At 71.3% G+C, this 18,694-nt stretch carries 15 protein-coding genes and 1 pseudogene; 9 read left to right on the plus strand and 7 right to left on the minus strand.

Annotated features, from left to right (window positions below; translation table 11 throughout):
• Positions 1 to 184 precede the first annotated feature (184 nt).
• Complete coding sequence (locus Vse01_RS08445) at positions 185 to 3,553, minus strand: endo-1,4-beta-xylanase (RefSeq protein ID WP_093407082.1); 3,369 nt, start codon at positions 3,551 to 3,553, stop codon at positions 185 to 187.
• Between the two features lie 169 nt (positions 3,554 to 3,722).
• Positions 3,723 to 4,736, minus strand: a complete 1,014-nt coding sequence (locus Vse01_RS08450) for a GlxA family transcriptional regulator (protein ID WP_093407080.1) — start codon at positions 4,734 to 4,736, stop codon at positions 3,723 to 3,725.
• 70 nt (positions 4,737 to 4,806) lie between these two features.
• On the opposite strand from Vse01_RS08450, the gene Vse01_RS08455 reads away from it, so the two are divergent.
• The 6 genes and pseudogenes from Vse01_RS08455 (at position 4,807) to Vse01_RS08475 (ending at position 11,476) form a co-directional block, all read left to right on the plus strand.
• A complete protein-coding gene (locus Vse01_RS08455) occupies positions 4,807 to 6,078 on the plus strand; it encodes an APC family permease (protein ID WP_093407077.1) in 1,272 nt (423 codons plus the stop codon).
• Positions 6,079 to 6,324: 246 nt separating this feature from the next.
• Entirely contained in the window at positions 6,325 to 7,962 is a 1,638-nt protein-coding gene (abc-f, locus tag Vse01_RS08460) for a ribosomal protection-like ABC-F family protein (RefSeq protein WP_093407076.1), read from the plus strand.
• Positions 7,963 to 8,057: 95 nt separating this feature from the next.
• Positions 8,058 to 8,243 (plus strand): annotated as a pseudogene (locus Vse01_RS29690) (TetR family transcriptional regulator); the annotation flags it as partial.
• Positions 8,244 to 8,276: 33 nt separating this feature from the next.
• Complete coding sequence (locus Vse01_RS29695) at positions 8,277 to 8,762, plus strand: hypothetical protein (protein WP_373870659.1); 486 nt, start codon at positions 8,277 to 8,279, stop codon at positions 8,760 to 8,762.
• Positions 8,763 to 8,906: 144 nt separating this feature from the next.
• Positions 8,907 to 9,821: an ABC transporter ATP-binding protein gene (locus Vse01_RS08470; protein WP_093407070.1), complete on the plus strand. Its 915-nt coding sequence runs from the start codon at positions 8,907 to 8,909 to the stop codon at positions 9,819 to 9,821.
• Positions 9,821 to 11,476, plus strand: coding sequence for an ABC transporter permease (locus tag Vse01_RS08475; RefSeq protein ID WP_093407068.1), 1,656 nt, complete (start codon positions 9,821 to 9,823; stop codon positions 11,474 to 11,476). The genes Vse01_RS08470 and Vse01_RS08475 overlap by 1 nt, the downstream gene beginning before the upstream one ends.
• 91 nt (positions 11,477 to 11,567) lie before the next feature.
• On the opposite strand, the gene Vse01_RS08480 is transcribed toward Vse01_RS08475, so the two are convergent.
• Positions 11,568 to 12,017, minus strand: coding sequence for a hypothetical protein (locus Vse01_RS08480; RefSeq protein ID WP_093407065.1), 450 nt, complete (start codon positions 12,015 to 12,017; stop codon positions 11,568 to 11,570).
• A gap of 105 nt (positions 12,018 to 12,122) precedes the next feature.
• A complete protein-coding gene (locus tag Vse01_RS08485) occupies positions 12,123 to 12,689 on the minus strand; it encodes a nucleosidase (protein ID WP_093407063.1) in 567 nt (188 codons plus the stop codon).
• A gap of 94 nt (positions 12,690 to 12,783) precedes the next feature.
• On the opposite strand from Vse01_RS08485, the gene Vse01_RS08490 reads away from it, so the two are divergent.
• Positions 12,784 to 13,860, plus strand: coding sequence for a PIN domain-containing protein (locus Vse01_RS08490; protein WP_093407178.1), 1,077 nt, complete (start codon positions 12,784 to 12,786; stop codon positions 13,858 to 13,860).
• Positions 13,861 to 13,904: 44 nt separating this feature from the next.
• On the opposite strand, the gene Vse01_RS08495 is transcribed toward Vse01_RS08490, so the two are convergent.
• Together Vse01_RS08495 and Vse01_RS08500 are read right to left on the minus strand one after the other, a co-directional pair.
• Positions 13,905 to 14,672 carry an ABC transporter permease gene (locus Vse01_RS08495; protein ID WP_093407060.1) on the minus strand — a complete coding sequence of 256 codons (768 nt, stop codon included), beginning with the start codon at positions 14,670 to 14,672 and terminating at the stop codon, positions 13,905 to 13,907.
• Positions 14,669 to 15,409, minus strand: a complete 741-nt coding sequence (locus tag Vse01_RS08500; protein WP_093407056.1) for an ABC transporter ATP-binding protein — start codon at positions 15,407 to 15,409, stop codon at positions 14,669 to 14,671. Before Vse01_RS08500 ends, Vse01_RS08495 begins: the two co-directional genes overlap by 4 nt.
• A 111-nt stretch (positions 15,410 to 15,520) precedes the next feature.
• Here Vse01_RS08500 and Vse01_RS08505 point away from each other — a divergent pair, with 111 nt between their 5' ends.
• Positions 15,521 to 16,624, plus strand: a complete 1,104-nt coding sequence (locus Vse01_RS08505) for a sensor histidine kinase (protein ID WP_093407054.1) — start codon at positions 15,521 to 15,523, stop codon at positions 16,622 to 16,624.
• Positions 16,621 to 17,265: a response regulator gene (locus tag Vse01_RS08510; RefSeq protein ID WP_093407051.1), complete on the plus strand. Its 645-nt coding sequence runs from the start codon at positions 16,621 to 16,623 to the stop codon at positions 17,263 to 17,265. Before Vse01_RS08505 ends, Vse01_RS08510 begins: the two co-directional genes overlap by 4 nt.
• A gap of 51 nt (positions 17,266 to 17,316) precedes the next feature.
• Here Vse01_RS08510 and Vse01_RS08515 read toward each other — a convergent pair whose 3' ends face one another.
• A complete protein-coding gene (locus tag Vse01_RS08515; protein WP_093407049.1) occupies positions 17,317 to 18,660 on the minus strand; it encodes a glycoside hydrolase family 18 protein in 1,344 nt (447 codons plus the stop codon).
• Between the last annotated feature and the right edge of the window lie 34 nt (positions 18,661 to 18,694).

Consider the following 18,694-nt stretch of genomic DNA (forward strand, 5'->3'; position numbering starts at 1 on the left):
ACTCAGCTCCGGTGCCGGCTGGTCACGGCCGCCGGACGGAGACGAGATCGGCGACGACCGCGGCGGCCAGAAGGCGGACATGCAGGTGGTGGCCACCGCCCTGAGTGGGCGGTGGCCACCACCGGAGCCACCTCACCGGCCCCGGCCCGTCAGCGTGGTCGGCTGACGTGGCCCGGGCCGGGTGTCACAGGTTGGCGCAGTACCCGACGCTGAAGGTGCTGGCGCCGGCGGCCAGGGTCCGGTTCCACTTCACCCCCTGGATCCGGTAGCTGCCGTCGGCCAGCCGCTCCCGCTTGAAGTTCCACGCGGTGTAGATGTCACCCTCCAGATCGACCACCGCGGTCCACTCGACGGACTTGTCACCGTTGTTGGTGGCGGTGATGGTGGCGCAGTAGCCGCCGCCGCTGTTGGAGTTCCAACGGGCGATCCGCTCCATCGTGATCTCCACGTTGGAACCGGCGACCAGCCGACCCACCCCCCACCGGGCGGTGGTCTGGTAGCCCTCGCCGTTCTGCTCGGCCCAGTTGCGGATCGAGGTGCGTGCGCCGTCGGAGGCGTCGTTGACCTGGAAGTCCAGGCCGTGGAACGTGCCGAGACCACCGTATTCGAGCAGGCTGATCGCCGCCTCGACGGTGTAGCCGGTCTCGGTACGCACGGCGGCGCTCTCCAGCCGCCCGGCCTGGAACGCCTCGTCACCGGTGCCGAACGACACGACGTTGTCGGCGTTGATGCGGATCTGGGTGTCGTCGTAGCGGAACGGACCGTTCTTGGCGTTGCCGGCGTCGACGTAGATCTCGACCGAGTCCTGGGTCCACGGGTCGGAGCCGGAGACGTCCACCACCGGGTCGGTGACCTCGGCCAGCACGTACAGCGTCTGGCCCCGCCAGAGGGTGCGGACGTTCGCGGTCGCGCCGTCGGTGCCGGAGACCTGCTTGGCGGTGGTGACCGAGGTGGCCTGGGCCCAGCCGGCATCCACCGTGCCGTCGATGACCGGCGCGGTGCCCGTCTCCCGTACCTCCAGGTACGACAGCTCCTCCACCAGGCTCAGGGTGCCCACGGCGCCCGGAGTGTTCCAGCCGGAGGTGGTGCCGTTGTCGGTCACCCGCACGTCGAAGGTGCGGGTCTCGCCCTCGGCGGCATCGACCAGCGGCAGGTGGGCGACCAGGTGGTAGCCGTCGTCCCGCTCGGCCGCCACGGCCGGCACGTCGCCGCTGCCGTCGCGGGAGACCCGGTAGGTCTCGTCACCGAGGGCGAAGGTGACCCGGTCGTCGCCGGAGACCGTGGCGTCGTCGACCGTGACGTACGCGGTCAGGTGGTCCGGCGCCCAACGCAACTGGAACCGGGCCGTGTCCTCGATCGGGTGCAGGGGCAGTTTGCGCCAGGTCAGGTCCTTCGGCGCGGCGTCCGTGAGGGCCACGTCACCGGCGAAGACGTTGGCCGTGCGCAGGCGTGCCGGCAGGTCGCCGTCCACCGCCCCGTAGTAGGCGGGCTTGGCCCGCAGGCTGTCGTCGAACAGCAGCGGCGCGTTGGCCGACCGCCACGAGCGGCCATCGGTGAGGCCCCACACCGTGACGGCGAACAGGTCGTCGGTGTGCTCCCGGAAGATGCGGAAGGCGTCCCGGTAGAAGTAGCCCTGCTCGATCAGCCGCGCCTGGGTCACCGGGGTGCCGGTGGTGACGTCGAGTTCGGTGACGGCCTGGGTCAGCGGCAGCCCGGCGAAGGCGTCCAAGGTGGCCTCCAGGCTGCTGACCGGCGTGGCCAGCGAGACGTGGAACTGGTGCCCCACCCCGTCGATCGGCACGTCGCGGTCGACAAGCCGCTGCACCAGCGCCCGGTAGCGGGCCTGCTTGCCGCTCTGCTCGGTGTTGTAGTCGTTGATGAACAGGGTGACCGGGTCGCTGCCGGGTACGGCGTGGACGTCGTTGAACGCCTCGTGCGCGTACTCGAACGACAGGTCGATGAAGCTCTCGCCGAGAATCCGGTACCACTCGCTGCGGCGCAGGCCGTCGGCGTACTCGCCACTGTCGCTGATGACCTCGTTGACCACGTCCCAGGCGTACAGCGGGTTGGTGGGGGAGCCGAATGGGCCGTACCGCTCGGACAGCGATTCGGCGACGTCGAAGATGTGGGTACGCAGGCGGTCGCGCAGCAACTGCTGGTGTTCCGCCGACGTGGACAGCGGCTGGCCGTCCGCGTCCTGGAAGAACCAGTCGGGGGTCTGGCTGTGCCAGACCAGCACGTGACCGTAGACGCGCAGGTCGTTGTCGCGGGCGAAGTCCATCACCGCGAGCGCCTGCTCGTGCGGTCGGAAGGTGCGTTCGTCGTCGTACCAGGCCTCGGGCTTCATGTGGTTCTCGTGCGTGACCTGGTTGAAGTGCCGGTTCAGCAGATCGGCGGCGCCGCCGACGGTCTCCCGGGCGTCGATGGCCACGCCGACCGGGAAATCGGTGGTCTCGTGGATCCCGGTCAGGTCTTCGATGACCGGCGGCTCCGGCACCCGGACGACGATGTCGTCGACCAGGAAGTCGCTGGTGTTGCCGGCTACGTCCGCGCCCTCCCAGCGGGTCTCGAAGTAGAGCGACGCCTCGTCCGAGGCGGGCATGGTGAAGCGGGCGCTCACCTCGGTCCAGCCCGTGTTCGTGATGGACTCGAACTGGGCGAGGGTGCTGAACGACTGGCTGCCGCCGGAGGTGCTGGCCAGGCTGAGCCAGATCTGGTCGGTCGGCTGGCCCTCGGCGAACCGCAGCCAGGCGCTGAACTCGTAGGTGACGCCCGCTTCGAACAGGCCGGCGACGTCACGCCCGAGGCCGGCACCCTGGTTGACCCGGTCGGTGACAAGCGCCGCGGCCGAGCCGCCGTGTGCGACGTCGCTGACTTCGACCGTCGGGGCGCCGGCACCGCTGTCGCGCGGACCCCAGCCGTCCAGACCGTCCTCGAAGTCGGTGTCGATGACGACGGTGCCGGGCTCAGGTCCGCCCGGTTCGCCGCCCGGCCCGGTGATCAGGACGTCGTCCAGGAGGAACGGGGTGCTCTCCGCCGCCTCGACGTAGAGGGTGGCCGCGCTGAGCCCGTCGGGCAGCGTGTAGGTGCCGCCGATCTGCACCCAGCTCTCGGCGGTGGTGGGGACGTCGCCGCCGATCCAGGTGTAGGTGTTGTCACCGCCGTCGGCCGGGGTCGCCTCGACGGTGAAGTGCACTCCCGCGGTGCCCTCGGTGCCGGCCGGCAGCTTGACCCAGGCGGTGACCGAGTACTGCGTGCCGGGCCGGAACAGCGCCGTCGCGCTCGTCGCCGGGCCCTGCCAGTTCGCCGTACGGCCGGTGACCGACAGGCTGCTGTCGCTCTCGTGTCCCTCGTCGGCGATGGCGAGGGTGATGTCGCCGCGCGGTCCCCACGGCCCGTACGAGCCGGACTCGAAGTCGTTGGCGAGGACGATCTCGGCGGCTGCCGCCGGCGCGGGTGCCACGGCGACCGCCGCGACGAGCGCTGCCGAGCAGAGCAGCGCGACGGTTCGGGATCGGCGTCGTGATCGATGGGAGAGGTTCCAGAGGCGCATCGAAATCCCTCTACTTTTTATCGGTGCTGGCGGGGTGTGTCTGACGTGGCCCTTGGGACGGATTCAAGCGCGTGCATGCTATGTCGAGACCGCCGTGGTGGCCATAACTTCCGGAAGTTTCCGGTAACGACGCAACGGGTGGCGGCCGGTGAATTGCCAGCGGCCAGGGCTACCGCAGGGGTTGGCCGGCCGGCCGGTGCGGCACCGTGGGGCGGGCAGACGCGCCGACCCGGTACCGGAAGACGTGCCGGTAGGTCTGCGGGGTCATCCCGCTGATCCGACCGAAGTGCTGGCGCAGGTTGGCGCCGCTGCCGAAGCCGGTACGGTGCGCGATCCGCTCGACCGGATCCTCGGTGGTCTCCAGCAACTCCTGTGCCAGCCGGACCCGCTGCTCCAACAGCCACTGCAACGGCGTGGTGCCGAGCGAGTCGCGGAACCGGCGGGCCAGGGTGCGCGGGCTCAGGTTGGCCGCGCGGGCCAGATCGTTCACCGACAGCGGCCGGTCGAGGCGTTGCCGAGCCCACTCCAGCACCGGGCTCAGGTCGGCCGGGGAGACTCCGCGCACCGGCGGCGCCGGATACTGGGTGTGGTCGGCGCCCCGCTGCGGCGCCACCACCATCCGCCGGGCCACCTCGGCGGCCACCGCGGCACCGTGGTCCAGCCGCACCAGATGCAGGCACAGGTCGATGGCCGCGGCCGTGCCGGCCGAGGTGAAGATGTTGTCCTCCGCCACGTACAGCACCCGGGGGTCGAGGTCGACAAGCGGGAACCGGCCGGCGAAGTCCTGCGCGTTCATCCAGTGCGTGGTGGCGCGGCGACCGTCGAGCAGGCCGGCTGCGGCGATCGGGTACGCGCCGGTGCAGATGCCGACGATGCGACTGCCCCGCGCGTACGCGGCGCGCAGCGCCTCGACCAGCGCTGCCGGGGGACTCACCTGGGTCGGTCGGGCGCAACCGGGCACCAGCACGGTGTCGGCCTCGACCAGATCGTCCAGGCCGTACGCGGGGTCGAGCCACGAGCCACCCGTGGTACGCAGCGGGCCCGGCTCGGCCGCGCACAGGCGCATCTCGTACCACGGGTCGACGATGTCCCGTCGGTCGGTGCCGAACACCTCCTGCGGGACCGCCAACTCGAAGATCGGCGGGTTGTCGGTCACCGCCACCGCGACGACGTGCGGACGCATGGCAGAAATCTAACGCAGCTCGGCGTCAATCCTGCTGTCCCGGTCGGCCGGCCTGAACGACGGTGATCACATGACCCAGACCCGTGCCACGCCGGTGACCGGTGGTCGGCTGACCGCCGCCCAGGGCACCGCTCTCTACGTCGGTGCCGTACTGGGTACCGGCGTGATCGCGCTGCCCGCGCTGGCGGCCGAGGCCGCCGGCCCCGCCTCGCTGCTCGCCTGGCTGCTGCTCGTGATCGTCTCCGCTCCGCTGGCGGCCACGTTCGCCGCGCTCGGTTCCCGTCACCCGGACGCCGGTGGCGTCTCGACGTACGCCCGGATGGCCTTCGGACCGCGGGCGGCGGCCGTCGTCGGCTGGTGTTTCTACTTCGCGGTGCCGCCGGGCGCATCCGCGGCGGCGCTGTTCGGCGCCGCCTACGTCGAGGCGGCGGTCGGCGGCGGTACGCCGACCGTCGCGGTCACGGCGGCGCTGCTGATGGTCGCGGTCACCGCCACCAACCACGCCGGTGTGCAGCTCGCCGGCCGGGTGCAGCTCGCGCTCGCCGGAGCGCTTGTCGCGTTCCTGCTGCTGGCGGTGTTGTTGTCGCTGCCACACGCGGACGCCGCGAACCTCACGCCCTTCGCCCCGCACGGCCTGCCGGCCGTGGGCCCGGCGGCGGCGTTGCTGATGTGGAGCTTCGTCGGCTGGGAGGCGATCACCCACTTGACGGGCGAGTTCCGCCGTCCCGAGCGGGATCTGCCCCGGGCCACTGCCGCAGCGGTCGTCGTGGTCGGCGCGCTGTATCTGGCGGTGGCCTTCGCGACCGTCGCCGTGCTCGGCTCGACCGCGGCGGACTCCACGGCACCACTGGGCGACCTGTTCGCGGTCGCGCTCGGCGGCGACGCCCGCTGGCTGGTCGCCGGGGCGGCGCTGCTGCTGACCTTCGGTGCGATGAACGCCTACTACGCCGGAGCGGCGAAGCTCGGTGCGGCGCTCGGCCGCGACGGCGCGCTGCCGGACTGGCTCGCCCGGGGCAGCGTGGCCGGCGAGGTGCCCCGCCGCAGCCTCGCCGTCACCGCCACCCTGGCCTTCCTCGCGCTGGGCGCGGTACTGGTCACCGGCCTCGGCACCCATTCGCTGGTGCTGCTCACGACCGGCTCCTTCATCACCGTCTACGTGATCGGTGTCGCGGCGGCGCTGCGGCTGCTACCCCGCCGCAGCGCCGCCTGGTACGCCGCCGCCGCGACCATCGGTGTGGTGCTGTTCCTGCTGGTCATGGCCGGCGTGTACCTGCTCTGGCCGGTGGCGGTGACCGGGGCGGCGCTGCTGTACCTCCGGGCACGGGGCCGAGTCCGGTCCTGATCGGCACACACCCGCCGCGGTTCGGGGCTCGGCGGGTGTCTGCCGAGTCGACGCCGACCTTGTTAGGCTTGCCCTGCGGATCAAAGCGCCAGGTACGGAGCGAGGAGCGCTCGGCATGCTTTCGGGGGACGACGACATCTCAGGGTGAGCAGCCCTGCCGCCGGGTGACGGCGGCCTGTCGAGTCGTGGCTCTGTCTGCCTGACCGGGGCGTTGTGTCCCCGGCCTCCCACCTGAGGTCCTCTCTAATGTCCGACGTCTGCGTCGTCTGCACCAACCTGTCCTTTTCCTGGCCCGACGACACCCAGGTGTTCCGGGATCTGTCATTCACCGTGTCGCCGGGTCGCACCGGCCTGGTCGCGCCGAACGGCGCCGGCAAGTCGACGCTGCTGCGCCTGATCGCCGGTGACCTCGTACCCACCGGGGGCGGCGTGACGGTCGAGGGAACGCTCGGCTACCTGCCGCAGAACCTTCCGTTCACCGGTGACCTGACCGTGGCGGAGGTGCTGGGCGTCGCCCCGGCGTTGACCGCGTTGCGAGCGATCGAGGCCGGCGACGCCCGCGAGGAGAACTTCGCCGCCGTCGGTGACGACTGGGACGTCGAGGAGCGCAGTCGCGCCGAACTCGACCGCCTGGGGCTGGGCGAGGTGGCGTTGGAGCGTCGCCTGGACACCCTCAGCGGCGGGCAGGCGGTCTCCCTCGGCCTGGCCGCCCAACTGCTGCGGCGTCCCGACGTGCTGCTGCTGGACGAACCGACGAACAACCTCGACATCGACGCCCGAGACCGGCTGTACACGGTGCTGGAAAGCTGGCCCGGGTGCCTGCTGCTGGTCAGCCACGACCGGATGCTGCTGGACCGGACGGACCGCATCGCCGAACTCGACGGCGGGCAGCTGCGCCTGTACGGCGGGAACTTCACCGCCTACGAGGAGGCGTCCCGGGCTGCTCGGGAGCTGGCGGAGCGCCAGGTCCGCAGCGCCGAGCTGGAGGTCAAGCGGGAGAAACGGGAGATGCAGCAGGCCCGTGAACGCGCCGAGCGGCGAGCCGGCAACGCGGCCCGCAACCTCGGCAACGCGGGCCTGGCCCGCATCGTGGCCGGTGGGCTCAAGCGCAGCGCCCAGGAGTCCGCGGGTCGGGCCCAGCAGGCGCATGCCAGCCGGGTAAGCGACGCGCAGTCCCGGCTCGACCAGGCCGGCCGGGCGCTGCGGGACGATCAGACGCTGGCGTTGGAGCTGCCGGAGACCGACGTCCCGGCCGGCCGGACCCTGGTCGAGGGGCAGCGGATGCAGGTCCGGTACGGCGGCCGGGCGCTGTTCGCCGGGGAGGGCGTCGATCTGACCATCCGTGGCCCGGAGCGGATCGCGTTGACCGGCCCCAACGGCGTCGGCAAGTCCACCCTGCTGCGCCTGCTGCTCGGTGACCTGGATCCGGAGGGTGGGCAGGTGCGTCGGGCCGACGGCCGGGTGGCGTACCTGTCGCAGCGGCTGGACCTGCTCGACGTGGACCGCACCGTGCTGGAGAACCTCACCGCGTACGCCCCGGGCCGACCGCAGGCGGAGCGGATGAACCTGCTGGCCCGGTTTCTGTTCCGGGGTGCCCGCGCCCAGCTGCCGGTCGGCGTCCTCTCCGGCGGTGAGCGCCTGCGCGCCACCCTGGCCAGTGTCCTGTACGCCCAGCCGGCGCCGCACCTGCTGCTGCTCGACGAGCCCACGAACAACCTCGACCTGGTAAGCGTCGGTCAGCTGGAGAACGCGTTGCACGCCTATCGGGGCGCGTTCGTGGTGGTCAGCCACGACGAACGCTTCCTGCGCGACATCGGCGTAGACCGGTGGCTGCGCCTCGACGGGAGTGGCCTCCGCGAGATCCCCGCCCCCGAGCCCGACTGAGCATCGCCGAGGGGGCAGGTCATTCTCAGGCGGCTCGCAGGATTGCGGCGATGGAGGGCTTGCCGGCCGGTTGAACGAGTGTTTAATCTGGTGTCGTGACGTCCTTGGGCGGAGCTTCGGAGGAGCGCGGCGGCGAGTTGGCCACCGCGAGCCGCATCCGTGACGCCGCCATCGCGCGGTTCGGCCGCGACGGCTTCCGGGCCGGGCTGCGCACCATCGCCGCGGACGCCGGGGTGACCGCCGGGCTGATCGTGCACCACTTCGGCTCGAAGGACGGGCTGCGCCGCGCCTGCGACGAGCGGGTGCTGGAGTTCATGCGCCGGGAGAAGAAGAAGGCGCTGACCGATGGCACCGGGACGATGCTGCTGGCGCAGATGGCCCAGGTCGAGCAGTTCGCGCCGATGGTGTTGTATCTGCTGCGCAGCATGCAGGCCGGCGGGGAGCTGGCGGCCGAGCTGATCGAGCACATGATCAGCGACGCCGAGGCGTACCTGTCGGCGGGGGAGGCGGCCGGGGTCGTGCGGCCCAGCCGTGACCGGGCCGCTCGTACCCGTTACCTGGCCTACCAGGCGACCGGCAGCATGCTGCTCTGGTTCACCCTGCACGGTGGCGACGCGGAGCCCGAGAAGTTTCCCGCCCTGTTCCGGCGCTACATGGACGAGCTCACCCTGCCGGCGCTGGAACTGTTCACCGAGGGGCTGCTCGTCGACCGGTCGATGCTCGACGAATACCTGATGTACGTGCCGGATCCGCCGTCGGCCGCATCGAACGCTGCCGACCAGGACGGTACGGCGAGCTGAACCGCCACCACGCCGCGGCGTGGCCCACTCCTCCGCGCACCAGCGCGAACCGCACCGGATCCCGGGTGGCGTGCCCCCGGATCCGTTGATCGAGCACATCGCACCCCGGGACGCTCCGGGCTACCTCGAATGAGGTCAACGACCATGACTGCTGCCATCGACATCCACCACCTCGACAAGTCCTTCGGCCGGGTCAAGGCACTGGACGGACTCGACCTGCGGGTCGACCCCGGCACCGTGCACGGCTTCCTCGGCCCCAACGGCGCCGGCAAGTCCACCACCATCCGGATCCTGCTCGGGCTGCTGCGCGCCGACGGCGGCCAGGCCCGGCTACTCGGCGGCGACCCCTGGGCCGACGCGGTCGCCCTGCACCGACGGCTCGCCTACGTGCCCGGCGACGTGGAGCTGTGGCCCAACCTCACCGGTGGCGAGGCGATCGACCTGTTCGCCCGGCTGCGTGGCGGCACCGACCCGGTCCGCCGGGACGAGCTGTGCCAACGCTTCGACCTTGACCCGAGCAAGAAGGGCCGCACCTACTCCAAGGGCAACCGGCAGAAGGTGGCGCTGATCGCGGCACTGGCCAGCGACGTCGAGCTGCTCCTGCTCGACGAGCCGACCGCCGGGCTGGACCCGTTGATGGAGGCGGTGTTCCAGGACTGCATCCGCGAGGTAAAGGACGCCGGGCGCACCGTGCTGCTGTCCAGCCACATCCTCGCCCAGGTCGAGGTGCTCGCCGACCAGATCTCGATCATCCGGCAGGGAAAGATCGTCGAGACCGGCTCGCTCACCGAGTTGCGCCACCTCACCCGTACCTCCGTCGAGGCCGTCACCGACCGGCCGGCCGACGGCCTGGCCAACCTGGCCGGCGTGCATGGTCTGCGCACCGACGACGGACAGGTCCGCTTCGAGGTCGACGGCGACCAACTCGCCGTCGTGGTACGCGAACTCGGTGACCTCGGTGTGCAGGGCCTGACCGTCCGGCCGCCGACGCTGGAGCAGCTACTGCTGCGGCACTACGGCGACCAGCTCGTCGGTAACGGTGTCGGGAAGGTGGCGTGATGACCGCGACGACGCTCGACCGCGCGGCACCGGCCGGCACGGGCACCGCCGTCACCGGAACCGGCAGCCTGCTGCGGTTCATGCTGCGCCGTGACCGGATCCGGCTGCCTGCCTGGGCGCTCGGTCTGCCGTTGCTGATGACGTACTTCGCAGCCGCGCTGGACACCATCGCGCAGACTCCGGAGGATCTGGCGGGGCTCACCGCTTTCACCAGCAGCCCCGCCGGCGCCCTGTTCGGTGGACCCGGCTTCGGTTTCGACGACCTGACCATCGAACGTTTCCTCGCCGGCCAGTACGGCCTCTACGTGCTGATCGGCGCCGGCCTGATGGGCCTGCTCACCGTGGTCCGGCACACCCGGACCGAGGAGCGGACCGGCCGGGCCGAACTCGTCCGCGCCAATGTGGTCGGTCGGCACGCCCAACTGACCGCAGCACTGACCCTCACCGCCGTGATGGCGGTGATTGTCGCCCTGCTGATCGGTGCGATGCTGGCCAGCCGTGGCTTCGATCCGGGCGGCTCCATGCTGTTCGGCGCCTCCGTCGGTGCGGTGGCGCTGGCCTTCGCCGGCATCGCCGCGGTCACCGTCCAGTTGTCGGAGTACCCCCGGGCCGCCGCTGGCATGGCCGGGGCGGCGCTCGGTGCCGCGTTCGTGTTGCGCGGCCTCGGTGACATGGCGGCGGTGCAGGGCAGCGGGCCGTCCTGGCTGTCGTGGCTGTCGCCGATCGGCTGGTCCCAGCAGACCGCCGCGTACGTCCACGACCGCTGGTGGCCGTTGGCCGTCTCGCTGGCCTTCGCGGCGGCGACCGCCGTCACCGGCTACGTCCTGTCGGCGCGGCGCGACTTCGGTGCCGGCCTGGTGCCGCCCCGTCCGGGGTCGCCACGGGCCGCGAGCTGGCTGGCCGGCCCGTTCGCGTTCGCGTTCCGGCTGCACCGGGCCAGCCTGATCGGCTGGAGCGTGGCGCTGCTGGCGGCCGGCGTGGCCTACGGCTCGTTCACCCAGCCCCTGCTGGACGGCTTCGAGGACGCACCCGAGGACCTGGTGGAGGTCATGGGCGGCGGCTCTGGTGACCTGCTCGCCGGCTACCTCGGCATGATGGGCCTGACCATGGCGCTCGTCGTCGGGGTCTACGCGGTACTCGCCGTGCAGTCGCTGCGCGCCGAGGAGACTGAGGGACGGGCCGAGCCGGTGCTGGCGACATCGGTCAGCCGGACCGCCTGGATCGGCAGCCACGTCGCCGTCGTGGCGCTCGGCGTACCGTGGCTGCTGCTGGTCGCCGGCGTGGGCATGGGTGTCGGCGCGGCGGCGAGCACCGGCGATGCCGGTCTGCTCGGTGACCTGTTGGTCGGCCACCTCGCGCACACCCCGGCGGTCTGGCTGGTCCTCGCGGCCGCTGCCCTGCTCTACGCGGCCGCACCGAGAGTGCTGCCGGTGATCTGGGTGGTGCTCGGCTACGGGCTGATCGCCGGCTACTTCGCCCCGATCCTGGAACTGCCCGAGGGTGTGCTGCGGCTGTCGCCCTTCGAGCACGTGGGGGAGTACCCGCTGGAAAACATCAGCGTGGTCGCGGTGGTGGTGCTGACCGTGCTCGCGGGCGCCCTCGCCCAGGCTGCCGTGGCCGCCTTCCGCAGGCGGGACCTGGCCGGCGGCGCCTGACCTGGTATGAGCCTGCCGACGTGGCGTGCGGCGCGTCGGCAGGCTCGGGCACGGGCGGGTGCGCGGTGCCGCCGGTGCGGACAGGCGGCTGTCAGTCCCGGTGCGGCATCGGAAAGCCCGCCACCACGATGCCGTACAGCAGATGGTCGGCGACCAGAGCCAACTGTTCGTGCCAGTCGGTCAACCGTCGGTCGATGCCGAGGACCGGCGCGATTGTGGTGTGGAAGCCGAGCAGCAGCACCATGCCGTAGAGCGGTCCGACCCAGATCCGGTGACGTAGGCGTTTGGGCAGCGCGCCGAAGGCCAGCCCGGCGCCGAGCCCGTAGCTCCAGTGCGCCACCGCCAGGGCCGCCGGATGCTGATCGCCGGGCAACCGGTCGAGCAGTCCGGGCACCAGCTTCTCCATCACCGACTTCGGCGGCGAACTCTGCACGAGATTCAGGGAGGTGGTGGCCTGGCGTAGCCCGGACATCGCCATCGCGGCGATGACCCCCCGGATGCCACTCCGCATGATGATCGTCGTGCGTGCCGACAGCTCCATGCCCCGTTCCAATCCGTAGCCGCAGTAGCGCGGCTACCCGCGCCTCCCTGCGTCAAACGTGCCGCTCACCGCCGAACGTGCGCGGCGAGCGGCCGGCCACGACTGTCAGAGGTTGTCCCGCACCCAAGCGGCGAGGACGCTGGCGCAGCCGTCCACCGACTCCTGCCAGCTGCGCTCAGCCCCGTCGCCGGCCTCGTCGCTGACCTGCTTCACCATGCGGACCGGTACGCCGAAGGCAAGCGCCGTCGACGCCACCGCGTACCCCTCCATGTCCACCAGGTGAGCACGGCGGGCCAGGGCCGAGCGGGCCGCGTCGTCGGCGATGAACCGGTCGCCGGTGGCCAGCGTCGGGCCGTCGCCCAGGGCCAGCGGCGCGCCGACGGTCTGACCGGTGAGCCGGCGGATGAACTCGGTGTCCAGGTCGTGCTGGAGGACGCTGCCGACCTCGTGGGTGCCGGTCCAACCCGGATGCAGCGCGCCCGCGGTGCCGAGGTTGACAAGCACCGACGGGAGCGGGAAGCGGGCCAGCGTCGCCGCGACGGCGGCGGCGGCGTTGACCTTTCCCATTCCGGTCAGCAGCACCGGAAGCTCCGCGTCGAGGTACGCGGCCTCCTCGGCGATGGCCAGGACGAGCAGCGGACGGTCCGGGCTGATCGTGCCGCGAAGATCCATCGGGCGATGGTAGCCGTTGTCCGTGACGCTCCCGTCGCGGCGCGGTGCCACCGGCTGCCGGCCCGGTCACGGTCGCACGACGTACGCTGCCCGGGTGGAGCATGAGGACCGGATCGCCCTGTTTCTGGACTACGAGAACCTGGCGCTGGGGGTGCGCGACCACCACGGTGGGGCGATGTTCGACTTCCGACCGATCGCCGACGCGTTGGCCGAGCGCGGCCGGGTGGTGGTGCGGCGGGCGTACGCCGACTGGTCGTACTTCGACGAGGACCGGCGGATGTTGACCCGCTCGCACGTCGAGCTGATCGAGATTCCGCAGCGGATGGGCGCCACCCGCAAGAACGCCGCCGACATCAAGATGGCCGTCGACGCGATCGAGCTGGCCTTCGAACGCGGGTACATCTCCACCTTCGTCCTGTGCACCGGTGACAGCGACTTCACGCCGCTGGTGCACAAGCTCCGCGAACTCAACAAGCAGGTGATCGGTGTGGGGGTCGAGAAGTCCACCTCGGCCCTGCTGCCACCCGCCTGCGACGAGTTCCTCTACTACGACCGGTTGGAGGGCGTCGACATCCTGCCGACGCGGGGGCGACGGGGCCGTCCGGCCCGCCTGCCCGAGCCGGAGCCGCGGCCCGCCGAGCAGGTGGAGATCGAGGTGCCGCCCACCGAGGAGCCGCCCCGCGACGCCGACGCGCTCGCCGTACTTGTCGCGCAGACCGTCGCGGGTCTGCAGGGCAGTTCCGGCGGGGAGGTGACCGCCTCGCGGTTGAAGCGGACGCTGTTGCGGAAGGATCCCACCTTCAGCGAGTCCGACCACGGGTTCCGTACCTTCGGTGAACTGCTGCGCCACCTCGCCGAACTGCGTGTCATCGAGTTGGCGGAAGGCCCGGCCAAGGGTGACCCGGAGGTCTCCCTGCCGGAACACGGCGACCGGGAGACGGCGTTCGCGTTGCTCGGCTCCGTGGTCCGCGATCTCGGCGGGGAGACCGGCGAGGTGGCCCTTTCCGGCCTGAAGAACCAGCTCCGGCGGGTGCGGCCGGACTTCAGCGAGAAGAAGCTGGGCTACCGAGGCTTTCTGCAGTTCTGCAAGGCCGCCGCCACGGAAGGCGCGGTGGGTCTGCGGTGGAGCACCGAGGCGGACGACTACCTGCTCACCGCCGAGCCGTCCTGACCGACCGGCCCGTTCAGCGGGCGTGTTCCGGTGGGAGTGACGGGTCACTCCCACCGGAACAGCAGACCCGCGACCACGGCTGCGACGACGACCGTCGCACCGAGGCCGATCAGGTTCGCCGCCGGTACCGCGGCGCCGGCCCAGGCCGACGACAGGGCCTCGACGGCCGCGCCGAACGGCAGCCAACCACCGATCTCGGCGAGCACCTCGGGCAGGGAGTCCCGGCCGCCGAACATGCCGCCGAGGGCGCCGAGGACGAAGAAGGCGACCAGGCCGATGGCGACGGCGGAGTTGGGGGTGGGCGCGACCGCCGCGACGATCATGCCGGTGCCGTACATCGCCGCCATCGCCAACGCGACCACCCCGACCGCGGCACCGAGGTTGGCGGGCGGGCTGGCGCCGAAGGCCAGGAACGCCACGACGAGGGCGGCTGCGATGCCGACGAGCGACTGAAGGACGCTGACGACGGCCTGGGCGGCGAGGACCATGGCCGGCGACGCGGGGGTGACGCCGAGCCGCCGGAGGATTCCGGAGCGACGGTAGTAGGCGAGGAAGCTCGGCATGTTGATGATGCCGATGATGGCGACGACCATGGTGAACACGAGTGGCAGGACGTAGAGGTCCAACGCGGTGCGCCCGTTGGCGACGACCGTCCGGCTCGCGGAGGTGGCACTGGTCAACATGATCAGCAACGGCAGGCAGAGCGGGACCACCAGCCCCGCCGTGTCCCGGACGACCATCTTCGCCTCGCACCCGATCAGGGTGACCAGCGAACGGAGCCCGGGTCGACGGGCCTCGACGAGCGTGGTCATGCCGGCTCCTCCGTCAACTGCCGGCCGGTGAGCGCGACGAACGCGTCGTCGAGGGTGGTGGTGCCGGCGCGTGCGATCAGGCCCGCCGGGGTGTCGAGCGCGACGACCCGGCCGGCGTCGAGCACCACGACCCGGTCGCAGAGCCGCTCGACCTCCTCCATGGTGTGACTGACCAGCAGCACGCTCACCCCTTCGGATCTGAGTCGCTCGACCGTGCCCCACATTCGGCGTCGTGCCGTCGGGTCCAGCCCGGTGGTCAGTTCGTCGAGGATCACCACGCGGGGTCGCCCGGCGATGGCGAGGGCGATGGAGAGCCGCTGCTGCTGCCCGCCGGAGAGCTTGTCGAAGCTGGTCCGGCGCTGCTCGGTCAGCTCGACGAGGTTCAGCAGCTCCTCGGTGGGCCGGGGATCGGGGTAGAAGCTGCGGTAGAGGTTTACCAGTTCGGTGACCCGGAGCGCGTGGTGCAGCTGGGCCTGTTGCAACTGCACGCCGAGGACCTGTCGCAGCCGTGCGCGGTCCCGGCGCGGATCGAGGCCGAGTACGCGTACCCGCCCCTGTTCGGGTACGCGTAGCCCGGCGATCATCTCGACGGTCGTCGTCTTGCCCGCGCCGTTGGCGCCGACCACACCGACCGCCTCACCGACCTCGACCCGCAGACTCACATCGACGACCGCCCGCGTATCGCGGTAGCTCTTGGCGAGGTGCTCGGCGAGGATTGCCGGTTCGGTGCTGTGCATGCCTCGACGCTACGAACGCGTCCGGCCGGTGTCGTGTCCCGAAAGTCATCACCTGCCGGCATTACTTCCGGCACAGGTGGGCTCGCCGTGGCCCGACCTAGAGTGGGGATCATGCGACGGGTCGGGACAGACGAGTGGTCCGGCCTCGCGATGCTCGTGGTGGCGGTCGCCGTCGCCGGCCCCGGCCTGTTCGGCGCCATCGGGACCACGATCGCGCGCGGCTGGTGGATCGTGCTGTTCGGCTGCTACCTGGTCGCCCTGCTCGTCTCGGTGGCCACCCGCGTGTCCCGGCTGGTGCGGTTCGCGGCGTTCGCCGCGACCGTCGCCGCCGCCTGGGCCCTGCTGCTGACCGCATCCACCCTGGGGCTGTTGCCGGTGCTGCTGGTCCTCACCGCAGCCGTGAGCGTGTACGTGGTGCCGCTGCCGGTGGGGCTGGCGGTGGTGGTCGCGAACACACTGGTGATCACCTTCGGTGCGGCGTCGATGACGCGGGCGCCGGCCGATGGCGTCATGCTTCTGATCTTCTACCTGCTGATCCAGGTGGCGACGCTGCTCAGCTCGGTCACCCTGCTGCGGGAGCAGCGGATGCGCCGCGAGTTGGCCGAGGCGCATGTCGAGTTGCAGGCCGCCAGCGTCCTGCTCTCGGACTCGGCTGCCACGGCGGAGCGGCTGCGCATCTCCCGCGAACTGCACGATCTGATCGGCCACCAGCTGACGGTGCTGACGCTGGAGCTGGAGACCGCCCGCCACCTGGAGGGGCCGGCCTTGCGTACCCACCTTGAGCGGGCCGATCAGGTCGCCCGGGAGCTGCTCGGCGACGTGCGGGCCACGGTCGGGCGGCTGCGTACCGAAAGTCCCGATCTTGAGCAGGCGTTGCGTCGGGTGACGCAGGACCTGCCCGGTCTCGACGTGACCATCGAGGTGTCCCCGACGGTACGCGTCGACGAGGACGACAGCGCGGCGTTCGTCCGGGCCACTCAGGAGATCGTCACCAACACCATCCGGCACGCCGACGCGCGTACCCTGCGGATCTCGGTGACCGGCGACGAACGGGAGATCGTGCTGGACGCTCGCGACGACGGCCGGGGAGCACCGGAACCGACGCTTGGCAACGGGCTGCGTGGCCTGGGCGAACGGTTCGCCGCGCTCGGCGGTGAGCTGTCGGTCGACGGCGGTGACGGGTTCCGGGTGACAGCGCGGGTGCCGGCGCGATGACCCGGGTGGTGGTGGTCGACGACCAGACCCTGATCCGGCAGGGCATCCGCGGGCTGCTGGAGGTGGCCGGGATCGACGTGGTCGGCGAGGCCGACGACGGTCGGGCCGCGCTCCCGGTCATCGCGCGTACCGTCCCCGACGTGGTCCTGCTCGACCTGCGGATGCCCCGCTTCGACGGCATCTGGGTGCTGGAACGGCTGCGCGCGGACGGCGTCGACATCCCGGTGCTGGTGCTGACCACGTTCGACGACGACGAACTCGTGCTCGCGGCGTTGCGCGCGGGTGCCCGGGGCTATCTGCTGAAGGACGTCACGTTGGACCAGCTCACCCGGGCCATCCGGACGCTCGCCGACGGCGGCACGCTCATCGCCCCGTCGATCACCGACCGGATGCTGCGGGCGATCCGCTCCGGGCCGTCCCCGGCCGGACCGCAGGCGCCGCCGGTGCAGAACCTCACCGAACGCGAGCAGGAGGTGTTGCGGCTCGTGGCGCACGGCTACAGCAACCGGGAGATCGCCGACGGGTTGTTTCTCGCCGAGGGGACGGTCAAGAACCACGTCTCCACGATCCTGACCAAGCTCGGCGCGCGGGACCGTACGAACGCGGTGCTCCGCGCGCTGCACGAGGGAATTCTCGGATGAGCGCCCGCCGCCCGGCCGCCGGTGCGGGACGGCGGCCGGGCGACGGTACGGCTAGCGGGTGGTGAGTCCCAGGCTGATCGTCCTGGTCAGGGTGGCGTGGTCGTCGTCGCCGTCGAGCGACCAGATCATCGCTCCACCCAGGCCGGCCCGGCGGATGTAGAGGGTCTTCTGCAACACCACCACCGGATCGTCGTACGTCCAGAAGGTCGTGCCGTCGAACAGCCAGGCATGTCCGGCGCGCAGGTCGCGGTGGACGGTGAAGCCGTCCCGGGTCAGGTTCTTGAGCTGTTTGTAGTCCTCGAACCCGGCGGCGTGGGTGGCCGGCGCGGGCCCGGTGGCCGGTTGGAACAACCCGTTGCCACCGCCGGTGACGCCGGTCCACCCCTGGCCGTAGTAGGGGATGCCGAGGACCAGCTTGTGCCGGGGCGCCCCACGGGCGATCCAGCCGTCGATCGCCACCTCGACCGAGAAGTCCGGGTCGTCCGGCGCGCCCTTCGGCACGCGCAGCGCCGACTGCTGGTTGGTCACCGCCTCCCAGGTGCCGTGGAAGTCGTAGCCCTGCACGGTGGCGAAGTCCAGGTACTTGAAGATCTTGCGTCCCTCGTAGCCGGCGTCCATGGTGGCCGGGTTGGCCGGGAGGAAGGCGGTCAGTGGGTGGTGACGCCGTGTCTGCCGGCCGTACGCGTCGAGCTGCCGGCGGAACTCGGCGAGCAGTTTGGTGAAGTTCTCCCGGTCCTCGGGGCGGATGACGTTGCCGGGTTCACCGGGCCAGTTGGGCCACTCCCAGTCCAGGTCGATCCCGTCGAACACGCCCGCGGCGGCACCGGTTCCGCCGCTGCCGCCGTCCAGGATCGGCAGGTTTCCCTTGAGGTAGAGGTCGATGCAGGAGGAGACGAAGGCTCGGCGGGAGGCGTCGGTGCGGGCGGCGTTGGAGAAGTACGTGGACCAGCTCCACCCACCCAGGGAGATCATCACCTTCAGGTCGGGGTGCTTGGCCTTCAGCTTGGCCAACTGGCCGAAGTTGCCGTTGAGTGGTTCACCCCAGGTGTCGGCGACCCCGTCGACGCTCTCCTCCGCCGGGACGGGACGCTGGTAGTCGGCCCAGGCGTCGCCCTCACCGGGACCGCCGTCCACATAGCACCGGCCGTCCTCACTGACGTTGCCGAAGGCGTAGTTGACGTGGGTGAGGCGGCTCGCCGCGCCGGAGGTGTCGAGTTTTTTCACCGGGAACGCCCGGCCGTAGATGCCCCACTGGGTGAAGTAGCCGACCCGGTGGTAGCCGTCGCTGCGGCCCGGCTTGCCACCGGCGTTGGCGGCGGCCGGTGGCGCGGCGGTGACGAGCAGAGTGGTCAGGGCGACGACGGCGGTGAGGCGGCGGGAACGGGGTGATCGCATCGGCACTCCCAGGCGGGGTGGGCGAAATCGTTAA

Origin of the sequence: Micromonospora sediminimaris, assembly GCF_016863575.1 — a bacterium.
Classification (GTDB): domain Bacteria; phylum Actinomycetota; class Actinomycetes; order Mycobacteriales; family Micromonosporaceae; genus Micromonospora; species Micromonospora sediminimaris.